The sequence below is a fragment of the Mastigocoleus testarum BC008 genome (assembly GCF_001456025.1).
Taxonomy (GTDB): domain Bacteria; phylum Cyanobacteriota; class Cyanobacteriia; order Cyanobacteriales; family Nostocaceae; genus Mastigocoleus; species Mastigocoleus testarum.
On record NZ_LMTZ01000055.1, the window covers coordinates 26124 to 53033 of the forward strand.

The 26910-nt window shown below is 39.8% G+C and carries 11 protein-coding genes, 1 tRNA gene and 1 pseudogene; 6 read left to right on the plus strand and 7 right to left on the minus strand.

Features of this window, described 5'->3' with window-relative positions; translation table 11 throughout:
• Nucleotides 1-31 precede the first annotated feature (31 nt).
• The 3 genes and pseudogenes from BC008_RS09730 to BC008_RS09735 form a co-directional block, all read left to right on the plus strand.
• Nucleotides 32-7348, plus strand: a pseudogene (locus BC008_RS09730) (SDR family NAD(P)-dependent oxidoreductase); the annotation flags it as partial.
• A 243-nt stretch (nucleotides 7349-7591) separates the two neighbouring features.
• Entirely contained in the window at nucleotides 7592-10921 is a 3330-nt protein-coding gene (locus BC008_RS52665) for an amino acid adenylation domain-containing protein (RefSeq protein WP_407657046.1), read from the plus strand.
• 44 nt (nucleotides 10922-10965) lie between these two features.
• A complete protein-coding gene (locus tag BC008_RS09735; RefSeq protein WP_058183474.1) occupies nucleotides 10966-18645 on the plus strand; it encodes an amino acid adenylation domain-containing protein in 7680 nt (2559 codons plus the stop codon).
• Between the two features lie 7 nt (nucleotides 18646-18652).
• Here BC008_RS09735 and BC008_RS09740 read toward each other — a convergent pair whose 3' ends face one another.
• Nucleotides 18653-19126, minus strand: coding sequence for a GNAT family N-acetyltransferase (locus BC008_RS09740; protein ID WP_058183475.1), 474 nt, complete (start codon nucleotides 19124-19126; stop codon nucleotides 18653-18655).
• Between the two features lie 148 nt (nucleotides 19127-19274).
• On the opposite strand from BC008_RS09740, the gene BC008_RS09745 reads away from it, so the two are divergent.
• On the plus strand, nucleotides 19275-19820 hold the full coding sequence (locus tag BC008_RS09745; protein WP_058183476.1) for a type IV pilin-like G/H family protein: 546 nt from the start codon (nucleotides 19275-19277) through the stop codon (nucleotides 19818-19820).
• 257 nt (nucleotides 19821-20077) lie between these two features.
• Here BC008_RS09745 and BC008_RS09750 read toward each other — a convergent pair whose 3' ends face one another.
• Nucleotides 20078-22513 carry a transglycosylase domain-containing protein gene (locus tag BC008_RS09750; protein ID WP_036267415.1) on the minus strand — a complete coding sequence of 812 codons (2436 nt, stop codon included), beginning with the start codon at nucleotides 22511-22513 and terminating at the stop codon, nucleotides 20078-20080.
• Between the two features lie 258 nt (nucleotides 22514-22771).
• Between BC008_RS09750 and folK the strand changes: the two genes are divergently transcribed.
• Nucleotides 22772-23281: a 2-amino-4-hydroxy-6-hydroxymethyldihydropteridine diphosphokinase gene (gene folK / locus BC008_RS09755; protein WP_082650527.1), complete on the plus strand. Its 510-nt coding sequence runs from the start codon at nucleotides 22772-22774 to the stop codon at nucleotides 23279-23281.
• 85 nt (nucleotides 23282-23366) lie between these two features.
• Entirely contained in the window at nucleotides 23367-23912 is a 546-nt protein-coding gene (locus BC008_RS09760) for an NUDIX hydrolase (RefSeq protein ID WP_027845630.1), read from the plus strand.
• Between the two features lie 127 nt (nucleotides 23913-24039).
• Here the strand turns inward: BC008_RS09760 and BC008_RS09765 are convergent.
• The 5 genes from BC008_RS09765 to BC008_RS09780 all read right to left on the minus strand — a co-directional run bounded on the left by BC008_RS09765 (nucleotide 24040) and on the right by BC008_RS09780 (nucleotide 26779).
• Nucleotides 24040-24111: transfer RNA gene (locus tag BC008_RS09765), tRNA-Asn, on the minus strand.
• A gap of 305 nt (nucleotides 24112-24416) precedes the next feature.
• On the minus strand, nucleotides 24417-24968 hold the full coding sequence (locus BC008_RS09770; protein ID WP_027845631.1) for an NYN domain-containing protein: 552 nt from the start codon (nucleotides 24966-24968) through the stop codon (nucleotides 24417-24419).
• A gap of 310 nt (nucleotides 24969-25278) precedes the next feature.
• A complete protein-coding gene (locus tag BC008_RS52050) occupies nucleotides 25279-25413 on the minus strand; it encodes a hypothetical protein (RefSeq protein ID WP_268768214.1) in 135 nt (44 codons plus the stop codon).
• Between the two features lie 397 nt (nucleotides 25414-25810).
• The gene (locus tag BC008_RS09775; RefSeq protein WP_027846967.1) at nucleotides 25811-26488 is read right to left on the minus strand and encodes an energy-coupling factor ABC transporter ATP-binding protein; all 678 of its coding nucleotides are present in this window, start codon (nucleotides 26486-26488) and stop codon (nucleotides 25811-25813) included.
• 18 nt (nucleotides 26489-26506) lie between these two features.
• Nucleotides 26507-26779 carry a hypothetical protein gene (locus tag BC008_RS09780; protein WP_027846966.1) on the minus strand — a complete coding sequence of 91 codons (273 nt, stop codon included), beginning with the start codon at nucleotides 26777-26779 and terminating at the stop codon, nucleotides 26507-26509.
• Nucleotides 26780-26910: the final 131 nt, after the last annotated feature.

Here is a 26910-nt window from a genome sequence, read left to right on the forward strand (position 1 = left end):
ACGAGTCAGGAAATAGGGAGGAAATTGAGTTTTGAATATCTACGATTTTTTAGCCAGACTTAGCAAGCAGGATATCAAATTATGGATTGAGGGGGAGCGTCTGCGTTGTAATGCTCCTCAAGGTGTGCTGACAGGAGATTTACGCGCTCAAATCGCCGATCGCAAAGCAGAAATTATCTCTTTTCTCAAGCAAGTTAACTCTGCTTCGGATTCTACTGTTGAGGAAATAAAACCCGTTCCTCGCGATGGGAATTTACCTTTATCATTTGCTCAACAGCGATTGTGGTTTTTAGAGCAAATAGAAGGTTCAGCTGCTGTTTACAATATACCAGCAGCGATCAAGCTAAAGGGTTCTTTAAATATTGCTGCTTTAGAACAAGCATTGAATGCGATCGCACAACGTCACGAAGTTTTGCATACTCGTTTTGAAGTGGTAGATAATTCACCTGTACAAATAATTGAAGAACAAGGAGTAGAGGAACAGCGAGCAAGGGGAATGAGTTTCCCTATAGTTGAATTACAGTATTTAAGCGATGAAGATAAATCTCTCGAACTCAAGCTTTTTATTGCTAATGAAGCACGACATCCCTTCGATTTAACTAAACTACCTTTATGGAGAGTAAAATTATTACGCTTAGAAGAATCAGAATATGTGTTGTTATTAACAATGCATCATATCATTGCTGATGGTTGGTCGTTAGGGGTATTAGTGCGAGAGTTATCTGTTCTCTATCAAGCTTTTTGTGAGAATAGGGCTTTTCCTTTAAAACCATTATCCATTCAGTATGCAGATTTTGCGGTTTACCAACGTCAATGGTTAACAGGGGAAGTTCTTGATCGACAACTTAATTACTGGAAACAACAATTATCTGATGCTCCTTCATTATTAAATTTACCTACAGATAGTCCCCGTGGAGCAGTACAAACTTTTTCGGGTCGCAGTCAGTCATTTACAATTAATCCAGAACTGACACAAAAACTTAAACAAGTTGCTCAAAATAGTAGCGCAACTTTATTCATGACCCTGTTAGCTGCTTGGGGTATTTTACTTTCTCGTTACAGTCAACAAGAAGATCTAGTAATTGGTTCGCCGATCGCAAATCGTAATCATAAGCAAATTGAACCATTAATTGGTTTTTTCGCCAATACTTTAGCTTTACGTCTCGATTTATCAGATAATCTTAATTTTAGTCAGTTTTTAGAGCGAGTAAAACAGACTACTCTAGATGCTTATGTTCATCAAGATTTACCCTTTGAAAGGTTAGTTGAAGAATTACAACCACAACGCAATCTAAGTTATTCTCCCCTGTTTCAAGTGATGTTTGCTTTACAAAACGCACCATTGGGAGAATTAGAATTACCGGGTTTGAGTTGGAGCGAGCTAGAAAGACAAAGCGTAACAGCGAAATTCGATTTAACCTTAGCGATGAGGGAAACAAATCGAGGATTAGAAGGAAACTGGGAATATAACTGCGATTTATTCGAAGATGAAACTATCTCTGGAATGATAGAACATTTCCAAACCCTACTTACAGCGATAGTCACCGAACCTCAATCATCCACTGCAAATCTACCACTACTAACTTCAACAGAAAAACATCAATTATTCTTGGAATGGAATGTTGTAATACAGAAGCAGAAACAAGAACCCTTATTCAAAGAAGTATGGGGAAAACTCCTCAATGACAGAAAATTAAAGCTACTCGGTTCGAGCGATCAACAAATTTTGCTCCAAAGTTTTCGAGTGACTATTGGGGAAATAGAAGCAACATTATTAAAACTTCCAGAGATTAACGATTGTCGCGTACTACTCAGACAAACACAAACCGATATTTCTCAATTCAATATTTTTCAACTCGTCGCTTATATTGTCACCTCAAAACAATTCAATCCAGAACAATCACATTTAAACTCAAACTCAAACTCAAACTTAAAATTAAAATTAAACTTAAACTTAAATTTGCAGGCTTTATTACCTGCTCATATGTTACCTGATGTCTATGTCCCCCTATCTGCTTTACCACTGACTAAAACGGGGAAAGTAGACGAACAAGTTTTACAAAGCTTACCGGTAATAGATTCTAATTTAGTACAAAGCTGGGAAGAGCAAATCAGATCCCTTCCGGAAGTTGAAGAAGTAGCGGTAGTAGTTCGGGAACAACGTGAAAATATTCCTCTCCTACACCTGAGGGACTTACTTATCCCCATAGAAGAGAGAGTCAACCCGATTGAAACTGAAAAACAGTTTTCAGTAAGTGTTTCCAAAACACCCAAACAACAATCCAATTCGAAAAAACTAGCTATAAGTCATGGAGAAACTTTACAACTAAAAGCTGATACACCTCTGACTTTAGGAAAAGTTTTACAACGCGCAGCATCTCAAAGTTCAGGTAAAAGTTCGACCAAGGGAGTTACTTACATTCGCTCTGACGGTTCCGAGTTGGTTCAATCCTATGAAGAACTACTAGAAGAAGCACAAAGAATTCTTGCTGGGTTGAGAAAGCTAGGTTTAAAACCTCAAGACAAAGTAATTTTCCAGTTGGAATTACTTGAAGATTTCGTTCCTGCTTTTTGGGGTTGTATGCTTGGAGGTTTTGTCCCCGTTCCCGTCTCTATTCCTCCCAGTTACCAGCAAGTTAACGCTGCTGTAAATAAACTCCATAATGCTTGGGAGATGTTAGAACAACCAATTGTCCTAACTGACGAAAATTCCGCTCCTCAAGTTAATAACCTATCTCAACTTTTCGGTATAGAAAGCTTTAGAGTTGAAACCATTGATCGTTTATGTCAGTGGGATCCCGATAAAAACTGGCATCAAAGCCAACCTGATGACCTGGCAATTTTACTGCTAACCTCCGGAAGCACCGGACTTCCCAAAGCAGTGATGCAAAGCCATCGCAGTATTATTAGTCGATCTGCAGCTACTGCTGTGACGAATAATTTTACCAGGAATGATATCTCATTAAATTGGTTTCCCTTAGATCACGTTGGTGGTTTGGTGATGTTCCATATCCGGGATGTTTTCCTTGGTTGTGAACAAATCCACGCTCCAACCCAAACAGTTTTACAACAACCCCTCAAATGGTTGGATTGGATCGAACATTATCGAGCTACAATTACCTGGGCTCCTAATTTTGCTTATGGTGCGATCGCGGCTTTGGAACGAGAATTAAATAGCCGAAAATGGGATTTATCCTCAATGCGTTTCATCTTAAATGGTGGTGAAGCGATCGTCGGAAAAACAGCGAGAAAGTTTTTACAATTGCTTGCTCCCTATGGATTACCTGCTACTGCGATGCATCCAGCTTGGGGGATGTCGGAAACTTGTTCTGGTGTGATGTATTCCCAGAGTTTTTCTGTAGATTCGAGCGCAGAGGATCTACATGTGGAAGTAGGAACACCAATTCCAGGATTTTCTGTTCGGATTACAGACGACCGAGACCAGGTAATAGCAGAAGAAAAAATTGGTCGGGTTCAAGTTAGAGGAGCAAATGTTACTTCGGGTTATTACCAAAATCCAGAACTTAACCAAGCAGCTTTTACCGATGATGCTTGGTTTAATACGGGAGATTTAGGTTTTCTGTGTCAGGGAAGTTTAACTATTACCGGTCGTCAGAAAGATGTCATTATTATCAATGGCGTTAATTATTACGCTCATGAAATTGAATCGATAGTTGAGGAAATTACAGGTGTAGAAATTTCTTATACCGCTGCGGTTGCGCTTCGAGATGACCTTAGCGATACAGATCGATTAGTAATCTTTTTCGTTCCGAGTTTTACTGATGAAGGGAAATTAACCCAACTGATAAAAACGATTCGCACGAAGGTCATTCATGACATTGGTATTAATCCAGAATATTTAATTCCCCTAGAAAAAGCATCCATTCCCAAAACTTCCATTGGGAAAATTCAGCGATCGCAACTTAGTAAGAGTTTCAAAAATGGTGAATTTGACGCTACTGTTAAACAGCTCGATTTAATTTCAGAAAATGCTAATACTCTTCCCAATTGGTTTTATCGTCAAATATGGCGACCAAAAGTAATTCCTAGTCAAGTAACCAGTCAAACAACCCTTCCCCAAAATAATTTTACCATTGTATTCCTCGATTCTTCGGAGTTAGGAACTTCTATTTGTCATCAATTGACTAAACTCGGTCGAAATTACATTCAAGTAGAAGCAGGAACAGAATTTCGTCAAATCGATCAGTTCACAGAGCATGCGCTATGTGATTGCAAACGCTATCAAATTAATCCCAGTAAACCGGAACATTATCGTTACTTATTTGAATCTCTAGCTGAGAATAACTGTTGTGTCGGTCAAATTTTGCACCTTTGGACTTACGGTATTGAGATTGATACTCTAAAGACGATTGAAACCAAGGGAATCTACAGTTTATTATTTTTAACTCAAGTTCTCTTTGAGTCTACCGGAGCAAGGGTTGATGAGAAAAAAATCCGCTTACAAGTTGTTTCTAACCAGGTTCAGTTAATTGAAACTGCAGAAAATATTGCTTATGAAAAAGCATCCATTTTAGGATTACTTAAAACAATTCCCCAAGAAATACCTTGGTTAGAATGTCGTCATATCGATCTAAATGTCGACAATGTTGAAGTTAATACAAAGTTTATTTTACAAGAATTAAGTGATTTCTCCACAGAACCAGAAGTAGCTTATCGTCACAGACAGCGTTTAGTTTCCCGTTTAGCTCCAGTAGAGTTTAAAGAACAAGAAAAACATCCACTCCCTTTTAAAACCGGAGGAATGTATCTCATTACCGGGGGAATGGGTGGTATTGGAATAGAAATTGCGAAGTATTTGCTCGAATATTACCAAGCTCGACTTTTATTGGTAGGAAGAACTCCCCTATCAGAAAAAACTAGCGAAGAAATTGCAACTTATAGGGAACTAGAGCAACTTGGAGGTAAAATCACTTACAAAGCAGTTGATATCTGTGATTTTCCCCATTTACAACAGATAGTCGAGCAAACTAAAACTATATGGAAAAGCGAATTAGATGGAATTATTCATCTCGCAGGAATTTTCCAGGAACGATTTTTAGTTGAAGAAACTCAAGAAAGTATCGCAACCGTACTCCGTCCTAAAGTTACCGGGACTTTGGTTTTACACCAATTACTCGAGCAGTATAATAAACAGGGTCTTTTCATTAACTTCTCTTCAGTCAACGGTTACCAAGGTGGTACTAGTGTAGCTGCTTATGCTGCTGCGAATAGTTTTGTTGATAGTTTTAGTCGTTACCAAAAATCCCAAACTTCCTTATCAAGTTATTGCTTCGCTTGGAGTATGTGGGATGAAACAGGAATGAGTCGGGGTTATCAATATAAAGATTTAACTCGCGATCGCGGTTTTTTCATTCTCAGTCCTACCCAAGGATTATATTCTTTCCTCGCGGGTTTGCACTACAAAGAGCAACTTTGGATCGGTTTGGATGGTACGAATTCTCATGTGCGTCATCAGATAGAGAATAAGAGGGAAGCGGGGAACGGGGAACAGGGAACGGGGAACACTTATGAATTACAAAGCTTAATTGCTTATTTCACTGAGAAGCGAGTAGGGAACAAGGAAACGGGAACAGGGGATGCGCTACGCGATAAGCTTTCTGAGCATGCGCTACGCGACCGCTTTGGAATAAAGAGTGAATGTAGTTTTGTCCAACTTGCTGAAATACCTTTAACAGAAGCAGGAGAGGTGGATCGAAAGCAATTACTTACTTTCAAAACCCCTCAACAGCAAAAAACTGAAAACCGGATCGAACCCAAAACAGAAATTGAACGTCAAATAGCGAGTATTTGGAAAGAAGTTCTGAACGTTCCCCGGGTAGGTACCAATGAGAATTTCTTTGAATTAGGAGGACACTCACTACTCGCAACTCAAGTTGTCTCCCGGATGCAGGAAGTTTTCGGTATAAAGTTATCCCTAAGGTCTTTGTTTGAGTCTCCCACGATCCAGGAACTAAGCAAATATCTAGAAACTCAAACTCAAACTGCTCTTCAAGCAGATAATGCTTTAAAAATTTCCGTCATTGAGCCAGTTGAAAGAGATGGAGATTTACCTTTATCATTTGCTCAACAACGATTGTGGTTTTTAGAACAACTTGAAAGTTCAAGTGCTACTTATAATGTTCCAGCTGCGATCGAGCTAAAAGGTTCTCTCAATATTACAGCTTTAGAACAAGCATTAAATGCGATCGCACAACGACATGAAGTTTTGCGTACTCGCTTTGAGATGCTCCATAATGCACCGGTGCAAATTATTGAAGGACAAGGAGCACAGAAGCACCCAGCAGGGGAATTAAGTTTACCTGTAATTGACTTACAGCATTTAAGTAATGAAGATAAATCTACCGAAGTCCAAAATTTAACCACAACCGAAGCACAACATCCCTTCGATTTAACGAAAGCACCTTTGTGGCGAGTAAAATTATTGCAGTTAGGGGAATCGAAATATGTGTTGTTATTGACAATGCATCACATCATTGCTGATGGTTGGTCCTTGGGAGTCTTGGTACGGGAGTTATCTGTTCTTTACCAAGCTTTTTGTGAGAATAAACCTTTTCCTTTAGAACCATTATCTATCCAGTATGCAGATTTCGCCGTTTACCAACGTCAATGGTTAAGAGGGGAAGTTCTTGATCGACAACTTAATTACTGGAAACAACAATTATCTGATGCTCCTTCATTATTAAATTTACCTACAGATCGTCCCCGTGGAGCAGTACAAACTTTTTCTGGTCGCAGTCAATCATTTACAATTGGTTCGGAACTGACGCAAAAACTCAAACAGCTGACACACAAATCCGGCGCAACCTTATTCATGACCTTGTTAGCTGCTTGGGGTATTTTACTCTCTCGCTACACTCAACAACAAGATATAGTCATTGGTTCGCCGATCGCCAATCGCAATCACAAACAAATTGAACCATTAATCGGCTTTTTTGCTAACACTTTGGCTTTACGTCTCGATTTGCAGCATAATCCCAACTTTATTGAGTTTTTAGAACGAGTCAAGCAAGTAACACTCGACGCTTACGCTCATCAAGATTTACCTTTTGAGAAGTTAGTTGAAGAATTACAACCACAACGGGATTTAAGTTATTCTCCTATCTTCCAAGTGATGTTTGCTTTACAGAATGCACCGTTCGGAGAATTAGAACTACCGGGTTTGAGTTGGAACGAACTAAAAACACAAACCGTTACAGCTAAATTCGATTTAAGTTTAGCGATCAGGGAAACAAACGCAGGATTAGAAGGAAATTGGGAATATAACTGCGATTTGTTTGAAGATGAAACAATCTCCCGAATGATAGGACATTTCCAAACCCTACTTACAGCAATAGTCGAGCGTCATCACCAACCCGTTAGCAACCCATCGGTTTGCGACCCCGAATCACAAATTACTAAACCGTCCGTTGCAAATTTACCACTATTAACTCAAGCAGAAAGACATCAACTGCTCGTAGAGTGGAATGCAACCGAAAGTGAGTATGCTTCAGATAAATACGTTCATCACTTATTTGAAGAGCAAGTAGAGAAAACACCCGAAGCGGTAGCGATAGCGACTCCCTTAAGGAGTATCGCATTGCTGTTTGCAGAGCAAAGACTAACTTATCAGCAATTAAACGCCCGCGCAAATCAACTCGCTCATCACCTACAAAATTTGGGAGTAAAGGAAGGAGCACTAATAGGGTTATGTATCGAGCGAACTACTCCCGAAATGCTCGTTGCAATATTAGCAATTCTTAAAGTGGGAGGGGCTTATGTCCCGTTAGATCCGGCTTATCCCTCCGAGCGTCTAGAGTTTATGCTCCTTGACGCTCAAATAGAAGTATTACTCACACAAGATAAATGGGCGACCAAACTACCCGCAAGTGAAGCACAATTGGTTTGTGTAGATAGCGATCAGGAAGTAATTTCCCGACAAAGTACGCAAAATCCCGTTCGTCGATTTAGATCCGATAACCTTGCTTGTGTAATTTACACTTCCGGTTCTACAGGGAAACCCAAAGGTGTAGCCATTCCCCACAAAGGGATTGTGCGCTTATTGTTAAACACTAACTACGTTCAAATAAATTCTGCTGACAACATTGCTCAAATTTCCAACATCTCCTTTGATGCAGCAACTTTTGAAATTTGGGGTGCACTGCTCCACGGTGCAAAACTAGTGGTTATTGATCGAGATACGATACTTTCTCCCCACGACTTCGCAAACTGCATCCGCGAGCAAAAGATAACCGTCTCATTTATAACAAACGCTCTATTTGAACGCTTAGCGACCCTTGTCCCCGAAGCTTTCCAATCTTTTAGATATCTTCTTGTTGGTGGTGAAGCTGTAAGTCCTCAACACGCTCGAGAAGTCCTGAAAAATAATCCTCCCCAGAAATTATTGAACGGTTATGGACCAACGGAAAGTACAACATTTGCTTGCTGCTATTTAATAGAAGAAGTTCCCCCAGACGCAACCAATATTCCCATAGGACGACCAATTAGCAACACCCAAACCTACATCCTCGATCGCCAACTCCAACCAGTACCGATCGGCGTACCTGGAGAATTACACATCGGTGGGGATGGTTTAGCACAGGGTTATCTCAACCGTCGGGAATTAAACGCAGAAAAATTTATCCCCAACCCCTTTTATAAGTCAAAATTAAAAACAGACCGCGCTTTGGGCGAGCAAAAGTCAAAAGTTAAGACCCAATCCCCAGTCGCAAATCCCCATATGACGCTGTCGCGTCACGCTGCGCTAACGCAAATCCCCAAACTATACAAAACAGGGGATTTAGCCAGGTATCTACCCGATGGTAATATTGAATATCTTGGTCGAATTGATAATCAAGTAAAAGTTCGCGGTTTCCGGATTGAGTTGGGAGAAGTCGAAACTGCGATCGCGCAACATCCCCAAGTGCAACAAGTAGCAGTCATTATCCGGGAAGATAAACCAGGTAATAAACGTTTGGTGGGTTATGTTGTTCATAGTGAAACATCCCTGACAACCAACGAACTGCAAAGTTTTCTTAAAGAAAGACTACCAGAGTACATGGTGCCTTCAGCATTTATGTTACTCGAAGCAATGCCTTTAACCCCAAATGGCAAAGCTGATCGTCGCAAACTACTTACTATTAAGCCAACACGGGAAAATGTAGCAAGTGATTTCGTCGTACCTAGTAATGATACTGAAGCAAAACTAGCAGCAATTTGGAGCGAAGTTTTGGGGTTAGAACGAGTAGGTATCCACGACAACTTTTTTGCTTTGGGTGGAGATTCGATCCTCAGTATTCAAGTGGTTTCCCGAGCAAGTCAAATTGGTTTGGGACTAACACCAAAACAACTTTTTCAACATCAATCGATTGCTGAATTAGCTGCTGTGGTGGAGACAACAGTTCCAACTCAAGCTCAACAGGGTTTAGTTACGGGTTCTGTTCCTCTCACCCCAATTCAACATTGGTTTTTTGAACAAAACCCTAAGTTTCAATCCCAACCCCAACTCCATCACTTTAACCAATCAGTATTATTAGAACTATCTCCCGACGTCAAACCAGAATTGTTACGAGAACTCATCAAACAATTACTAGAACATCACGATGCTTTGCGCTTACAGTTTGTACGGGAAGAAGGCGAAAGTTGGGAACAAATTAATACCGATGCAAAAGTTGAAATACCTTTCCAAGTACAAGATTTATCGAATTTACCTCCAACTGAACAACAAGCAGCTTTGGAAACAGTAGTAAATCAACTCCAAGTAAGTTTGGATATTTCGACAAAATCTTTGCTCCAAGCAACTTTACTCCATTTCGGTAATAACCAACCAAGTAAATTACTAATAATAATTCACCATTTAGCTGTGGATGGGGTTTCTTGGCGGATTTTATTAGAAGATTTTGCACTAGGTTATCAACAACTTAGCCGGGGGGAAACCAAACTAAAATTCCCTCCTAAAACCACCTCTTTCCAGCAATGGGCTAAACGGTTACAGGAATACGGGAAATCGGAAACTTTAGCTAACGAATTAGATTACTGGTTAAATCAATCTCACTCCCGTGCTTCTTCTTTACCAGTGGATTACCCCTATGATGAAGAAAATAATACCGTAGCGAATACAGATGTTATTACTGTCGATTTGAGTAAAACAGAGACTCAAGCCCTATTACAGGAAGTACCATCAGCCTACAATACTCAAATTAACGATCTGTTGCTAACAGCTTTGTTACAAACTTTTGTGACTTGGACAGGAGACAATTCCCTGTTAGTTGACTTGGAAGGACACGGAAGAGAAGAACTGTTTGAGGATGTGGATTTATCCCGGACGGTTGGCTGGTTTACGAGCATATTTCCCGTACATTTGCACTCAAATTCAAATTCAAATTCAAATTCAAACTCAAACTCAAACTTTCCAGAACCTGGAGAATTAATTAAATCAGTCAAAGAACAACTGCGTCGGATACCTAACCGGGGAATAGGTTATGGTATTTTACGTTATCTCAGTCCAGATCCAGCGACGCGGACAAAACTTGAAACATTACCAAAACCCCAAGTAAGTTTTAATTACCTCGGTCAATTCGAGCAAACCCTCAACCTACCAGGAATACTCGGTGTCGTTCGAGAATCAGTTGGGAATGAAGTTAGTCCCTTCACAGTTCGCAGACATTTGCTGGAGGTTAATAGCATTATTGTCGAACAAAAACTGCAATTTTCTTGGACCTACAGTCAAAAAGTACATCACCCACAAACCATTGCAAGTTTAGCAAATAATTTCCTGCAAGCATTGCAAGCTTTAATCGCCCACTGTCAGTCCCCATCTGAACAGTGTTATACTCCATCAGACTTCGCAGCAGCTAAGCTTAACCAAAAACAACTCGATAAGTTTGTTAATAAGTTTAAGAAGAAAAAGCCCAAAAATAAATAATCCAAAAATAAAGAAAAAACAAAAAAATAATTAGGAGTAGTGGTGTGGATGATATTGCAGATATATACGAACTTTCTCCCTTACAACAAGGGATGTTGTTTCACAGTCTTCGTTCCCCCCAGTCGGGGATGTATTTTGAGCAATTAAGTTGTACTATTGATGGTAAAATTAACCTCCGGGCATTTAAACAAGCCTGGGAAAAATTAGTCAGCAGACACCCAATACTGCGTAGCTCATTTCATTGGGAAGAAGTAGATAAACCCCTCCAGGTCGTACATACAACTGTCGAATTGACTTGGACTGAACATGATTGGCAAAATCTAAGTTTAAGTGAGCAGCAAGAACGGTTAGAAAACTTTTTACAAGCCGAGCGCGATCAAGGTTTTGAACTCGAGGAAGCACCACTGATGCGTTTAGCCCTAATTCAGTTAGGTGCTGAAAATTACAAATTTGTTTGGAACCATCATCATTTACTCGTAGATGGTTGGTGCTTACCAATTTTATTCAAAGAAGTTTTAGCTTTTTACCAAGCTTGCGATCGAGGCGAGGATTTACATTTACCGACTCCCCGTCCTTACCGAGATTATATCTTATGGTTGCAGCAACAAGATATGAGTTTAGCTCAAACTTGGGCAGAACAAACACTTAAAGGTTTTCATACTCCCACCCCCCTGATCAAAAATAGTTCAAAAAATAGTTCAAATCATAGTTCAGAACATAATTCAACTACTCCAGAGACTGACACCCCAGAAACATACCAAGAACAGCAAATCGAACTCGATCGCGAGTTAACAGCATCTCTACAATCCTTTGCTCGACAACATCATCTCACACTCAGCACTTTGATTCAGGGAGCTTGGGCGCTACTTTTAAGTCGTTACAGTGGCGAACAAGATGTCCTATTTGGCACAACTGTTTCTGGTCGTCCTTCCAGTTTGAAGGGAGTAGAATCGATGGTCGGACCGTTTATCAACACCTTACCAGTGCGGGTACAAGTCGAACCACAAACAGAGCTATTACCCTGGTTCAAAGAGTTACAAGCAAGCCAGGTAGAACGAGAACAATATTCTTACGCCTCCTTAGTTGATATTCATGGTTGGAGTGAAGTACCTCGGGAAACACCCTTATTCGAAAGCCTAGTAGTGTTTGAAAACTATCCAGTAGATAGTTCTTTAAGCAAAAGTAGTGACAGCATCAAATTTGGTCGAGTTCAAGCAGTCGAACGTACTAATTATCCCTTAACGGTTGTCGCTGGAATCGTCGAAGAATTATCGATGCGAATTATCTACGATCGCGAACGCTTTGATGCTGGGACGATTGAGCGGATGATGGGTCATTTTCAAACTTTGCTTGCGGAAATAACTAACAATCCCCAACAGCAATTAGGAAAATTATCATTACTAACAAAAGCTGAAAAACATCAGTTACTCTTTGAGTGGAATGCAACTCAAGTTGAATATCCTCGAAATAAATCTATTCATCAGTTATTTGAAGAGCAAGTAGAAAAAACTCCCAATGCGGTAGCGATCGCGACTCCCTTAAGGAGTATCACAGTTGTATTTAAAGAACAAAAACTGATAAATCCGCCTTTGTCCCCCTTAGTAAGGGGGATTAGGGAGATTAAGGATCGCTCTTTTTCCCCCTTATCAAGAGGGGTTGGGGGGATCTCAAATTTTATTGGTATGAGTTACCACGAATTAAACATCCGTGCAAATCAACTTGCTCATTACCTGCAAAATTTAAACCTCCAAAATTTAAACCTCCAAAATACAGGAGTAAAAGAAGAAGTACTAGTAGGTTTGTGCGTCGAGCGAACTACTCCCGAAATGCTTGTTGCGATGTTAGCAATTCTTAAAGCTGGAGGAGCTTACGTTCCCTTAGATCCGAGTTATCCCCCCGAGCGCTTAAAGTTGATGCTCCTTAATGCTCAGGTAAAAGTATTAATCACACAATATAAATGGATAACAAAGCTACCTGAAACTGAAGCACGATTAGTTTGTGTAGACACAGACTGGGAAGTAATTTCCCAACAAAGTACACAAAATCCTGTTAATCGAGTTAAATCAGATCGCCTTGCTTGTGTAATTTATACTTCAGGTTCTACTGGTAAACCCAAGGGTGTAGCCATTCCCCATCGAGCGATCGCGCGCCTATTATTGAATGCAAACTATATTCAAATCGATTCTACCGACAACATTGCTCAAGTTTCCAATATCTCTTTTGATGCAGCAACCCTTGAAATTTGGGGTGCACTGCTTCACGGTGCAAAACTGGTAATCATTGATCGAGATACAGTACTCTCACCCCACGACTTCGCAAACTGTATCCGCGATCGAGAAATTAGTATCTTATTTTTAACAACCGCTTTATTCGAACGTTTATCTAGCCTTATTCCCCAAGCCTTCCAATCTTTAAGATACCTCATGTTTGGTGGTGAAACTGTAAATCCTCAACGAGTTCGAGAAGTACTTAAAAACAATCCTCCCCAAAAATTATTACACCTCTATGGTCCGGCAGAAAGTACAACACTTGCTAGCTGGTATTTAGTAAAATCGGTTTCCCCAAATGCAACTAACCTTCCCATCGGAAAACCAATTAGCAACACCCAAATCTATATTCTCGACCGTCAGTTGCAACCAGTACCTATCGGCGTACCTGGGGAATTATACATCGGTGGAGACGGTTTAGCCCGAGAATACCTCAACCGTCCAGAACTAACCGCAGAAAAATTTATTGTACAGACGCGCCATAATGTAGAGACGTTGCATGCAACGTCTCTACAGGGTTTGCGATTATACAAAACAGGGGATTTAGCAAAATATCTCCCTGACGGTAATATTGAATATCTTGGTCGAATTGATAATCAAGTCAAAATTCGCGGTTTCCGGGTCGAACTGGGTGAAATTGAAGCAGTCCTGAGCCAGCATTCTGGGGTACGCGAATCTGTAATTGCAACTCAAAAAGATACTCTTGGTAATCAATCTTTGGTAGCTTATGTGACTTTGCTGCAACAATCGCTGAATCTCGATGACTTACGAAGCTTTCTCATAGCAAAACTACCCGAGTACATGGTTCCTTCGGCGTTTGTAGAATTAGAAACACTACCATTAACACCAAACGGTAAAGTAAATCGCTCCGCTTTACCAACTCCAGACATAACAGCTTTTACCCGTTCAAATCAATTTATTGCTCCCCATACCCCAACCCAAGAACTTCTAGCGACCATTTGGGCTGAAGTTCTAGGACTAAAACAAATAGGTATCCACGACAATTTTTTTGCTTTGGGAGGTCATTCTTTACTTGCTACCCAACTTATTTCTCGGGTGCGGGAGGCTTTCTGTGTAGAAATACCACTCAGTAGTTTATTTACGAACCCCACCATCGAACAGCTGAGTTTAGCAATTGAGACAGAACACCAGATAGACTCAGGGCTAAAACTTACAGCCATCGAACCGGTTGATCGAGAAGAGATAAATACACATCTACCCTTATCTTTTGCTCAACAACGACTGTGGTTTCTCCATCAACTTGAAGGGTCAAGTGCTGCTTATAACATGCCAGCTGCTGTTAAATTAAATGGTAATCTGGAAATTTCAGCCTTAGAGCAAGCCTTAACAGAAATTGTCCAGCGTCACGAAGTTTTACGTACCAGTTTTAAAGTAGTTAATGGCTCTCCCGTACAAGTTATTAACCCCAATCAAAGTTTATCTTTACCACTAATAAACCTACAGCATTTACCAGAAAACGAAAAAACTGCTGAAGTAAAACGGTTAGCGATCGCCGAATCTCAACAACCCTTTGACTTAAGCAAAAGTCCTTTACTCCGAGCTACCATTGTGCAACTGGGGAATGAATCTCATGTGCTATTGTTAACAATGCACCACATTGCATCTGATGGCTGGTCAATAGGTATATTTATTCAAGAATTATCCACCCTTTATCAAGCTTTATCTCAAGGAAAACCATTATCTACAGCCACGCAATCCCTTGCACCCTTACCAATTCAATATGCTGACTTCGCCCATTGGCAACGAAAATGGTTAACTGGAGAAGTATGGGAAAATCAACTCAAATACTGGAAGCAACAACTCGCAGACGCACCGCAGATTTTAGAACTACCGACTGACCGTCCGCGACCCCCAGTGCAAACTTTTCGCGGTAGCACCCACCAATTTGAACTTGATCGCAAACTGACCCAACAATTAAAAACTCTCAGTCAAAGTTCAGGGACAACCTTGTTTATGACTTTGTTTGCAGGGTTTGCAATCTTACTTTCCCGTTACAGTAACCAAAAAGATATTGCTATTGGTTCCCCGATCGCAAACCGTAATCATCGTGAAGTAGAATCATTAATTGGCTTTTTTGTCAATACTTTAATTTTGCGTACTAACCTTGAGGATAATCCTAGCTTCTCGGATTTACTAACTCAAGTTCGCCAGGTCGCTTTAGACGCTTACGCTCACCAAGATTTACCTTTTGAGAAACTAGTAGAAGAATTACAGTCCGGACGAAATTTAGATCGCAACCCCCTCGTACAAATAGTCTTTACTCTCCAGAATGGATCTACAAGTTCTTGGGAACTGGAAAATCTCAGCTTGACCCAATTAGAATTGGATTATCAAACGGTTAGATTCGATCTAGAAGTACATTTATGGGAAGTAGGAGAACAACTCGATGGCTATCTTGTTTACAATACAGACTTGTTTAATAAAACTACTATTACCCAAATAGCAAATAACTTCCAAACCTTACTTAAAGCAATTGTCGCCGACCCCGAACAACAAGTTTTCTCATTACCTCTGTTAACCGTAGACGAACGACATCAATTACTAAATCGATGGAACGACACCGAAATTAACTATCCTCAAGATAGATGCGTTCATCAATTATTTGAGAAACAAGTAGAGCAAAATCCCCGCGCAGTAGCTGTAGTCTGTGAAGAACAACAACTAAGCTATGAAGAATTAAACACCCGCAGCAATCAACTAGCCCATTACTTGCAATCTCTGGGAGTAGGAGCAGAAACATTAGTAGGAATTTGTGTCGAGCGCTCCTTAGATACCATTGTCGGAATATTAGCAATTCTCAAAGCTGGTGGTGCTTATGTCCCGTTGGATCCGAGTTATCCAAAAGCACGTCTTGGGTATATGTTGTCAGATTCTCAGGTATCGGTACTATTAACTCAACAAAAATTAGTACCTGAACTTCCCGACTATCAGGGTAAGTTAATCTGTTTAGATACAGACTGGGAATCGATTTCTCAAGCAAGCAAAGAGAACTTAGTTGTTAATATTACTCCTGAAAACTCAGCCTATGTAATTTACACATCCGGTTCTACCGGAAAACCTAAAGGAGTATTAATCACCCATAAAAACCTGTTAAACTTAATATTCTGGCATCAAGAAACCTTTGCAATTACTTCCTCAGATCGAGCTACTCAATTAGCAGGAAATGCATTTGATGCTTCAGTATGGGAAATATGGCCTTATTTAACAGTAGGAGCAAGTCTTTACCTAGTCAAACCCGAACTTCTCAAATCTGCACTGAATTTACAACAGCGGTTAATAGACCAAAAAATTGCGATCGCATTTGTACCTACACCCCTAGCAGAAGAATTATTTTCTTTAGAATGGCCCCAAAACACAGCTTTACGAACTATGCTAATTGGTGGCGATCGCCTGCATCAATACCCAGCAAATACCCTTCCTTTCCAAGTAATTAACAACTACGGACCTACAGAAAATACTGTAGTAACAACTTCTGGGCTTGTGGTTAACCCTAATCTAGGTAAGACCTCACCACATAATATTTCACCACCAATTGGTCGCCCAATAGCCAATACCCAAGTTTACATATTAGATGAATACCTGCAACCATTACCAATAGGCGTTCCTGGAGAACTGTGTATCAGTGGAGCTTCCCTAGCCCGAGGTTACCTCAACCGTCCGGAACTGACCGCAGAAAAATTCATTACAAATCCCTTCATAGAGACGTTGCAGAGGCTTAACGCCGACGCCGCAGGCTCTGTGAGGTCTCTACATGGCGCGTCTGTGCAAAAGCCAATCGCCAGTCCCCAATCCCCAATCGCCAGTCGCAAATCCCCAACCCCCAAACTCTACAAAACAGGTGATCGTGCTCGCTATCTCCCAGATGGGAATATTGAATTTCTCGGTCGTATTGACCATCAAGTGACACTTCGCGGCTTTCGAGTTGAACTCGGAGAAATTGAATCTGTATTATTGCAACATCCTGGGGTACAAAACGTCATCGTAGAGATGCGACATGCACGGATGCACCATGAGAGGTTGGATCCAACGTCCCCACAGGAAGATAAACGTTTGGTTGCATATATAGTTCCCAACACCGAAAATCAAAGTTTGCAAACCCAATTAAATCAACCACAAACCGAATATACCTCCCACAAGGGAACACCTTACGAAGAAACTTATAGCCGATCGCCTCAGTTAATACCCAAACTACGTAATTACCTAAAACAAACATTACCTCATTACATGGTGCCCTCGGCATTTGTAATGCTATCTGCTTTACCATTAACCTCCAACGGGAAAATAGATCGAAAAGCTCTCCCCACCCCCGAAACTGATAATAATCGAGAAATTCCCTTTGTTGCTCCCCGCGATCGCTTGGAATCAGAGCTAGCGCAAATTTGGTCAGAAATTCTCGATGTTCGATTGATAGGAGTGCGCGATAACTTCTTCGACCTTGGGGGTCATTCCCTATTATCCGTCCGTTTAATGGATCGAGTAAAGCAAAAATTTGCCAAAAATCTATCCCTAGCAACACTTTTCCAAAATCCCACCATCGAACATTTGGCTGACTTTCTCCGTCAAGAAACTGAATCTTTACCCCACTCTCCCTTAGTCCCAATTAATTCAGGTGGTTCAAAACAACCATTCTTTTGCGTACCCGGAGCGGGCGGTAATGTAATTTACTTTTATGACTTAGTGCGCCATTTGAGTCCAGAGCAACCATTTTACGGACTCCAAGCTCTCGGACTTGACGGAATATCCCAACCACTAACTAATATTGCAGATATCGCCACCTACTACATCAAAGCCATCCAAACCGTTCAACCCCAAGGACCTTATTTACTCGGAGGTCATTCCTTCGGCGCAAAAATAGCCTTTGAAATATCTCAACAGTTACAAAGCCAGGGACATGAGGTTAGTTTACTAGCAATTTTTGATGCTCCAACACCCTTATTTAGCGATCGCCCCGTTGGTGTTGATTGGGATGATGTTGAGTGGTTTTCCCAAATCGCCAGTGTAATCGAACGCCTACTTGGGGAAAAACTCCAAGTATCCACTGAAGTTCTCCAATCTCTTACACTAGAACAACAGTTTAACTACTTTCATCAACAACTACAAACAGTTAACCTTTTACCATCAGGGGAAGTAGGTAAACAACAAGCAAGGGGTCTAGTCCGAGTTTATCAAGCAAGTTGTCAAGCAAATTACGAATTACCAAAGAAAATTTACCCCACGAAAATTTTGCTATTTCGCGCCAACGAATCTAACTTCGCAGAAACACAATCTCAAGAATTTTCTCAAGAATTTTCCCAAACTTTAGCAGATCCAACTTGGGGTTGGAAAGAATTTTCCTCCCAACCCGTAGATATATATACAATTCCCGGAGATCACATTACCATGATGAGCGAACCTCACGTTCGAATTCTGGCAAAATATTTAGGACAAACTTTGTAGAAAAAAATCAAAGCAACTTCATAAAATAATATTCTTGGTAAGGCATCGCACCATCGTTTCTATCTATCATTTCACCACGTTCATAACCATTTTTCTGATAAAAAAAATGTGCCCGCGTGAATCTTGTATCCGACCATAGATGCAATTTACTTATTTGATTTTTTTTACACCAATTAATTACCGTATCGTGCAAAGTTTCTGCCAATCCCAAACCGCGATATTGTGGTAGCAAATAAAATCTTTTCATTAAAGCGGTATCTTCATAATCTAATTCTTTTTTAACTGCAATTGAACCAATAATTTTATTATCATCATTATTTGCAGTTTCCACCCAAAAATTACCATTACTGAAATAATTATTTTCTATATCTAGCAAATCGCGATCATAACCTTCTAAATATATAAAATCGCCATATTCTTTATAAATTGAATCAATCATTTGAATAATACTGTCTCTATCTTGGGAACGATATATTCTCATGATTTTTACCGTTGACAACTAATTACAAAAGTTCTAATTACTCGTAGCAAAATCCACATTAAGTAGAATTTGTGATGTTTCTGGACCCTATTTTGATTCAAAATAGCTAATCAGCATTACCAACACCTATAAAAAATAATATAATCTTATGAAAAATCAATATAAATCATTTTTTTTTGCTGTCTTAAAAAAACAATATTCTTCACCACGCTTTTATTTAACAACTTTACTAATACCAGTTGTATTAGGAAGCCTCTGGATTTTAGGAAATAGTTCTTCAAAGACCTGTGCTTGCGTTCCTATGTTTAAAGAAGCACAAACATATTTGGGTGTAATGAATCGCGCTCAGCAAGCTTTATATTTAGAAAAAAAATTATTTGCAAGCTCGCTCAATGAACTGAATAATTTACAAAAATTAGATCTTATTAGTGAAACTGGACATTATCGCTACTCTATTCAGCCAACGAAATTAGGTACATTTCATTATGCGATTCCAATCAAGAAAGCTGGTAGAAAATTACCGTACCATACAAGTTACATTGCAGGAGTATTTGTTTCTCAGGACTCTGATAAGCGTTCTAAAACTTCAACAATCATATGTGAAGTTAATACTCCCGACTCACATCCCCTTCCCCAACCGAAACTTAAAAATAATGTTCCTACTTGTCCTACAGGTACATCTCTTGTGAAGTAATACTAAGTCCGGGTTAGTTACCCCTTTTTTGAATGAGAGAGGGAAGTGTGGGAGGTGTGGGAAGTGTGGGAAGTGTAGAAAGTGTGGGGGAAATCCCAAAAAATATATAAATAAGCGATCGCAAAAGTAATACCAACCGACGGCAAATAAAACAAAAAATCCAAACAAAAAATCCATTTCCCAGATTGAAGGTGAGAAACGGAACCAAGAACAAAAAATTATTTTCGAACTGAACTACCAATTAACCATTACCAAAATTAATTTGGTTTGAGCCGCTCGCGCCAAGAAGTTGTACCTCTTGGTGTCGCTTTCGGACGCGATTTAGGTGCAGCAACAGGTGCTCTTCTTCTCCTTACAGGAGCCTGTCTGGTACTGCGTCGCAATTTTGACGAACCAGAATTATTTGGGCTTGATGTAGCACCTCTGCGCCGTCTATATCGCCTAACTTGAGAAGAATTGCGCCTGACTCTACGTCTAAGTCTGCGTCTTAGAGAGTTTCCACTATTATTGCGACGAGAACTACTTCTTCTCCGACGTCTACGAGAAGACCTTCTTGAATTTCTTCCTTCTGAATCTTCATCACCTTTTTTTGGAATCGGACGATTTATAAGTTTTTTTGGTTTAATTGTTTTAGCTTTAATCGAAGATTTTCTTCCTTTTAATTTTGGTCGAGGAGGGAAATTTTCTATTTTCATCCCCTCAACAACATTTTTCATGAAATCACGCCAAGTGTAAGCTGCTGTGCTGCTACTACCCCTGGTTGATTTATTGTCATCATTACCTAACCATACCCCTGTAACCATTTGAGGTATGTAGCCAATAAACCATAAATCTCTAACGTCATCCGTAGTACCAGTTTTACCCGCAACTGGGCGATTATGTAAGCCAGCACTACCACCCGTACCCTGTGTCACAACCCTACGCAACATATGGGTCGTAATAGCTGCACTATCACTATCCAAAGCACGTTTGGCATTAAATTTACTTTCGGATTTGGCATTCCAGATTTCTTCGCCCTGACGGTTAAAAATTCGACGAATACCGTGGGGTTCTAAATGCAATCCTTTGTTAGCAAAAGTTCCGTAAGCACTAGTTAATTCTAATAAATTTACTTCATTAGACCCCAGTGCTAAAGAATACATGGGCTTCAATTCTGATTTTATACCCATGTCACGAGCTAATTTAATTGTGGGTTCAAAGCCAACTTTGAGCATGACTCTGAGTGCGACAATGTTTACTGACTTTGTCAAAGCTTGTTGCATGGTCATCCAACCCCGATAACCTTTATCAAAGTTCTTCGGTTCGTAACCATCAACAACTATTGGTGCATCTAAATAGCTATCATGAGGATTTTTGCCGCTAGCGATCGCCGCAGCATAGACAAATCCCTTAAAAGTTGAACCAGGTTGACGCTGTGCTTGGGTAACACGATTAAATTGATTTTTGTCAAAGTCTTTACCCCCCACCATCGCCTTAATTTGACCATCGCGGGGATCTATCGCGACCAAGGCTGCTTGTTTAAACCTTTGCCATTTTCCTTCTCTTTTTAAAACTTTTGTAATAGTTGCTTCGGCAAATTTTTGCCACTTTGGATTAAGAGTCGTTTCTACCGTTAAACCACCAGCTTTAATAATCTCCGGGGAGATAAACTTTGGCAGTTCTTTATGAATATAACTAGTAAAATAAGGTGCCTGAACTTCCAAACGTTTCGGCTGATTTGGCTTTAGGGCGATTTCATTTTCCAGTGCTGCTTGTTTCTGAGCCTTAGTAATTACCCCGTCCTCAAACATCCGCTGCAAAACCAAATCGCGCCGCTTTTTCGCAGCTTCGGGATTTTCTATTGGGGAAAATATACTAGGTGCAGGAGTTAAACCAGCAATTGTTGCTGCTTCTACCAAGGTTAGTTCATCTACTGATTTACTGAAATAAACCCAAGCTGCATCTGCAACCCCATAAGCACCGGAGCCCAAATAAACTAAATTCAAATAGCGCTCTAAAATCTCATTTTTAGTCAATTCCTCTTCCATATTTTGGGCTAAGCGAAATTCCTTAAGCTTGCGCCAATAAGTACGTTCTTGCTTGAGGAAAAGAATTCGCGCTAGTTGCTGCGTGATAGTACTTCCACCTTGCAAACTTTCCGAGCGTAAATTATTGTAGACTGCGCGGGCTATCCCCTGATAATCTACTCCACCATGTTTCCAAAATCGCCTATCCTCAGAAGCGATAAAAGCTTTTTTCAGAACATCAGGTATTTCTTCTAAATCTAACTGTTCTCTGGTAGCTTCACCACGTTGCTGTAAGATAGTGCCATCGCCAGCCTTAATAGTTAAAGTTTGTTCTCGAATAACTGCGTTTAACTCTGCCTTGTCTGGTAGAGTTTTGTCTATTTCGGAAATCCCACGTTCGACCGCAATTATTCCACCTGCAACACTTAAACCAGCCGCCGCCCAAAACCAGTAACGACGATAAAATGGTTTGCGAGGACCGCCTGAAATTCTTCCTAATACCCCAGATGAAAAATGTTTAAATCCATAAATTAACTGTTTTGTTTTTTCTAATTTTGTTTTTGGTAAGGTATTTTTTTCAGATTGATCGGTTCCTTGAGTATCTTCAGGTGTCAATTCTGGCTTTCCCCTATTCCCATCGTCCGATTTGGTTGGTTTATGATTCAACCAAGAGTTAAACTTCGGCACCTCAACTCCTCGCTTCTAGCAGTTAGTTAATTAACTACCACAAAAAATTATTTAAGATTAACGTATCAAGACTGAATTGTTGGGTTTCGCTAGTATAATATCTCGTAAAAATCTAGTGATGTCTACACTTAAAAACCATTTTTTCATAGTTTTTTTATTGTTTCTTTAAAGTTAAAAGTAAATTATAATACATTGCTTTTAAAGTATCTAAAGGTAGTAAAATATTATCATTCCCTAGGAAAAATCTGGTAAATTCAGTTGTCACATCAGGCAAATATTTCAGCAAGTAAAGTTGCGATTGCACTTGGAAGCAATTTGGGAGATTCAATTGCAACTTTGGAAGCTGCGATTAAAGCTCTAGAAAGAACGCCAGGGATTGAGATTGTTATTGTATCTAGCTGGTATCAAACCAAAGCGATTGGTCCTTCACAGCCGGATTACATAAATGGCTGTGTTTCAATCCTAACAGAACAAGAACCACATTCGCTTTTGCAAATATTGTTAGAAATAGAAAGAGAGTTTGGACGTATTCGCCAGGAAAGATGGGGACCTCGTACCTTAGATCTAGATTTGTTATTATACGATGACTTAATATTAGAAACTGCAACCCTTCAAATACCCCATCCCAGAATTCAAGAAAGAGCTTTTGTACTTGTTCCCCTAGCGGAAATTGAACCAAACTGGGTAGAGCCGGTTTCTGGAAAAATGATTCAAGAACTAGTTAAAGTTGTGGACTGTACTAGTGTAAATTTAATAGGGAATGGATAAATTTGTAACTTATTGAAGGAACTAAGCTCGGAAGTTTTAACAATCTATTTTACAAATGGTTTGCGTAATTTCAGAATCAAAGTTTATGCCATTAGGTAGAGAAGTACCGCAATTACTTAAAAAACGTTTGTTTTACACTGGACGCAAGTTTAACTTTGAAGTTAATCGCTTACGTTTACCCAATAAAGCTGAAGGTGAGTGGGAGTGCATACGCCATCCCGGAGGTGCATTAGCTATACCTGTAACACCAGAAGGTAAATTAGTTTTAGTGCGCCAATACCGTTTTGCAGTCAGCGGTAGGTTACTGGAATTTCCTGCAGGTACTGTAGAAATAGATGAGAACCCCCTAGAGACAGTAGAACGGGAAATACAAGAGGAAATAGGTTACAAAGCCCATGAATGGCAAAAAATAGGCGAATTCTTCCTTGCTCCTGGTTACTCTGATGAAATCATCTACACATTTTTAGCAAAAGGTTTAGAAAAATTGGAACAACCACCAATTCAAGATGCAGATGAAGATATAGAGGTCGTCTTCTTCACATCCTCAGAACTAGAACAAGCAATTATGGACGGTGAACTCGTGGATTCAAAATCTATTTCTAGCTTTTTCTTAGCTCGTCACCTTTTGTAAAGATTACCCAAACTGAGACAAAATTAGATAGCTTAAGTATTGTGGGAAAAGATTAATCAAAATAAAAAAACTAATGAGCTACAATCTCTCAAACAGTAGCTCTTAAGTCTTATTAATTATTTTTAAACTCCCCAGGTAGGATTCGAACCTACGACCAATCGGTTAACAGCCGACCGCTCTACCGCTGAGCTACTGAGGATTACGAGTTCTAATAGTAGAGTAAATTTTAGGATTTGGCAAGGGTTTTGAAAAATTTTTTTTTATTCGATCTGTGGCTGCTCAAATCCCAAGATTTTAAGTATTACTAATGAACTCGCTAATTCTAGATTAGAACGCAAAAATTCCACACACATAACGAAATCTTGAATCGAAATCTCCAAACTGAAATTCCTAAGACTAAACTTCTAAACTGAAATCTCTAGCTGACATCTCTAGTTGACATCTCCAGTTGACATCTCTAAAAATTCCCTGCTTGGTGATATGCAGTTGGGAATTAATTCAGAGCTATCCCAAGCCCATTCGTAGTTCAGCTAAACGTTGACGTGCTTTCGCATCGATTGAGCTAGCCAGAAACCTACTGCTAGGACGTTTTTGTGATTTATACTTCTTGCGGATACGACAAATGTTGGACTGCACTTCATGACACAATTGTTGTGCAGAGAGCCATTGTGCACCATATCCCTGTACCATCAATTGCTGTGCCCGGTCAGATGTTGCAACAACCACACGAGAAATCAGCGCTTGAGCCACCCGGTCACGCAAAGATGCGCAAAGTTTTTCTATATAAGTGTCTGCCGTTTGTCCGAAATCAGTATAATAAACGGACATATAGTGATTAATTACTTGTTTATTGCTAGGTGTATTTTGATAATGGGCATCAAACACTACTTCTGTATGGTAACCCTCAAAAGCACTGTAGCCGGTTAGAGTTTCTACAAGTTCGATTCGAGCTGCTTCTAGTCCTGCCGTGTCACGGGTTTTTTTCAGGCAAGACCAAGCTCCGATGATATTGTAGCCATCCACTAATAGAATGGCCTTGTGCGAGGTAGAGGACATGGTTTTGAATCACAATTTCTAAGGTAAGCAAAATTCGTTCATAATTTTTATAGTAGTCTAAGCAATGCTTGTAACACTAATGTTACAAACTGAAAAAATGATTTTGCCTTATTAATCTTCGGATTTGAGGAGCGAAAGGTTAATTGAGAGACTTATAGTATAAAGTTATTTTTATTAATTAAGTATCCATTACTACAAATCAACATTTACCGAACTATGCTATTTTTTACCAATTACTTTGAACTGAAATAATAAGTAATGAGTAATGAGTAATGAGTAATAAGTAATAAGTAATGAGTAATAAGTGATTTTAGACCAAGCTTGTAGCTAGGATGGCGTAACAGGTATTACGTGATGTTATACCAAATCCGATTTTTAAAACCCCTTTATATTTTTTGGGATTCCCCCCCACACTTCCCACACCTCCCACACTTCCCCCTCTCATTCTAAAAAGGGGTAATTAACCCGGACTCAGTATTAATCGTAGTTTGGGACAACAAAAATCTCAAAGTCCCAAATTATTGGGGACCTAGAACTCATTGCTATATGTTCTCGTTTGCCCAAATACTAATAGAGACGACTTATAGAATCGCCTCGGGAAAAATATTGGTCTGTGGAGATGGGCTTAAAATAAATCAAAAAATAAATAAAAACTGCCATACACCGTACAATTATGAGCAGTTCAATAAAAACGTAGTGACCGTAACTAATATTGCTACATTATAAGAATAATTACTCAACCTACATATTCTGTAGCGTATTATGTTTGCTATACGTATATTAACTGTAAACTTTGCAGCTAGAAACCTTGCTTTAGTTAACAACTGTTAACAATTGACTAATTAAGACTTATTCCCTTCAAGATTCATTAACCGCTTTTTAAGCCGCTGAGGATCTCCTTGGTCGACCAAAGCACCCTTTTCCAGTAAAAAAGCACCGTCACAATAATTTAGTTCATCCAAGCGATGGGTTACCCATAAAGCAGCAATTCCACGACTTTTAACTAAACTGCGCACAGACGAAACCAATTCAACTTGGCTATCTGGATCGAGTAAGGCTGTTGGTTCGTCCAATAATAAAACAGAACAATGTCGAGCCAAAGCACCAGCGATCGCTACTCTTTGTTTCTGTCCTCCACTTAAAGCGTAAATGGGACGGCGTTGCAAAGATAGTAAGTTTACAGCAGATAATGCTTCTTCTACCCTTTTCTTGATTGTAGCTGGCGATAACTTTTCTTCAACCAACCCAAACGCCACATCCGCCCCAACACTTGGCATCACCAATTGATGGTCGGGATTTTGAAACACAAAGCCAACGGGATGTAAAATCCCAATCTCACCCGAATGAGGTGCTAAAAGTCCAGCTAACAGTCTTAGTAGAGTTGATTTACCACTACCGTTAATACCCAAAAGCATCCAAAATTCTCCCCGGGGTATTTCCAGAGAACAAGATCTAATTGCTGTTTCTCCCGATGGCCAGTGAAAATTTAATTCCCTAACCTTAATGGCTAATTGCCCCATTTGTATTTCACCAGATTATTACTCAGAAGTGAGTGCGAAGAAACCAGGCTGTCTGCCAGCAGCAGCACCAGAACCTTCTTTGCGGGTCATTTGTACGCCAGAAATTTCACTGCTGCGGATGGCAACTTTTTTTTCTTGCTTACCTTCGCTTTTGGCTTCTAGAATTTCTGGCTTGCCAGAGTTCATCGCTGTCAGAATTTCTTGGAATAAAGCTTCAGCGTCTTCTTCTGACTTGCGTTCCAGGGATACTGGGAATGGAACATTTCTTAAGGTTAAGTCGATGGTAAACATAAACGCTTGGTTCAAATTTGACTAGTTGAATTATTCTAGCGTTAGCCGGCTCATTGTAGCGGCCAATTATTGTGTTCTTCCAGCATTTATGAATACGAATAATCCTAAAAATAATATTTTCTTTAAATTCT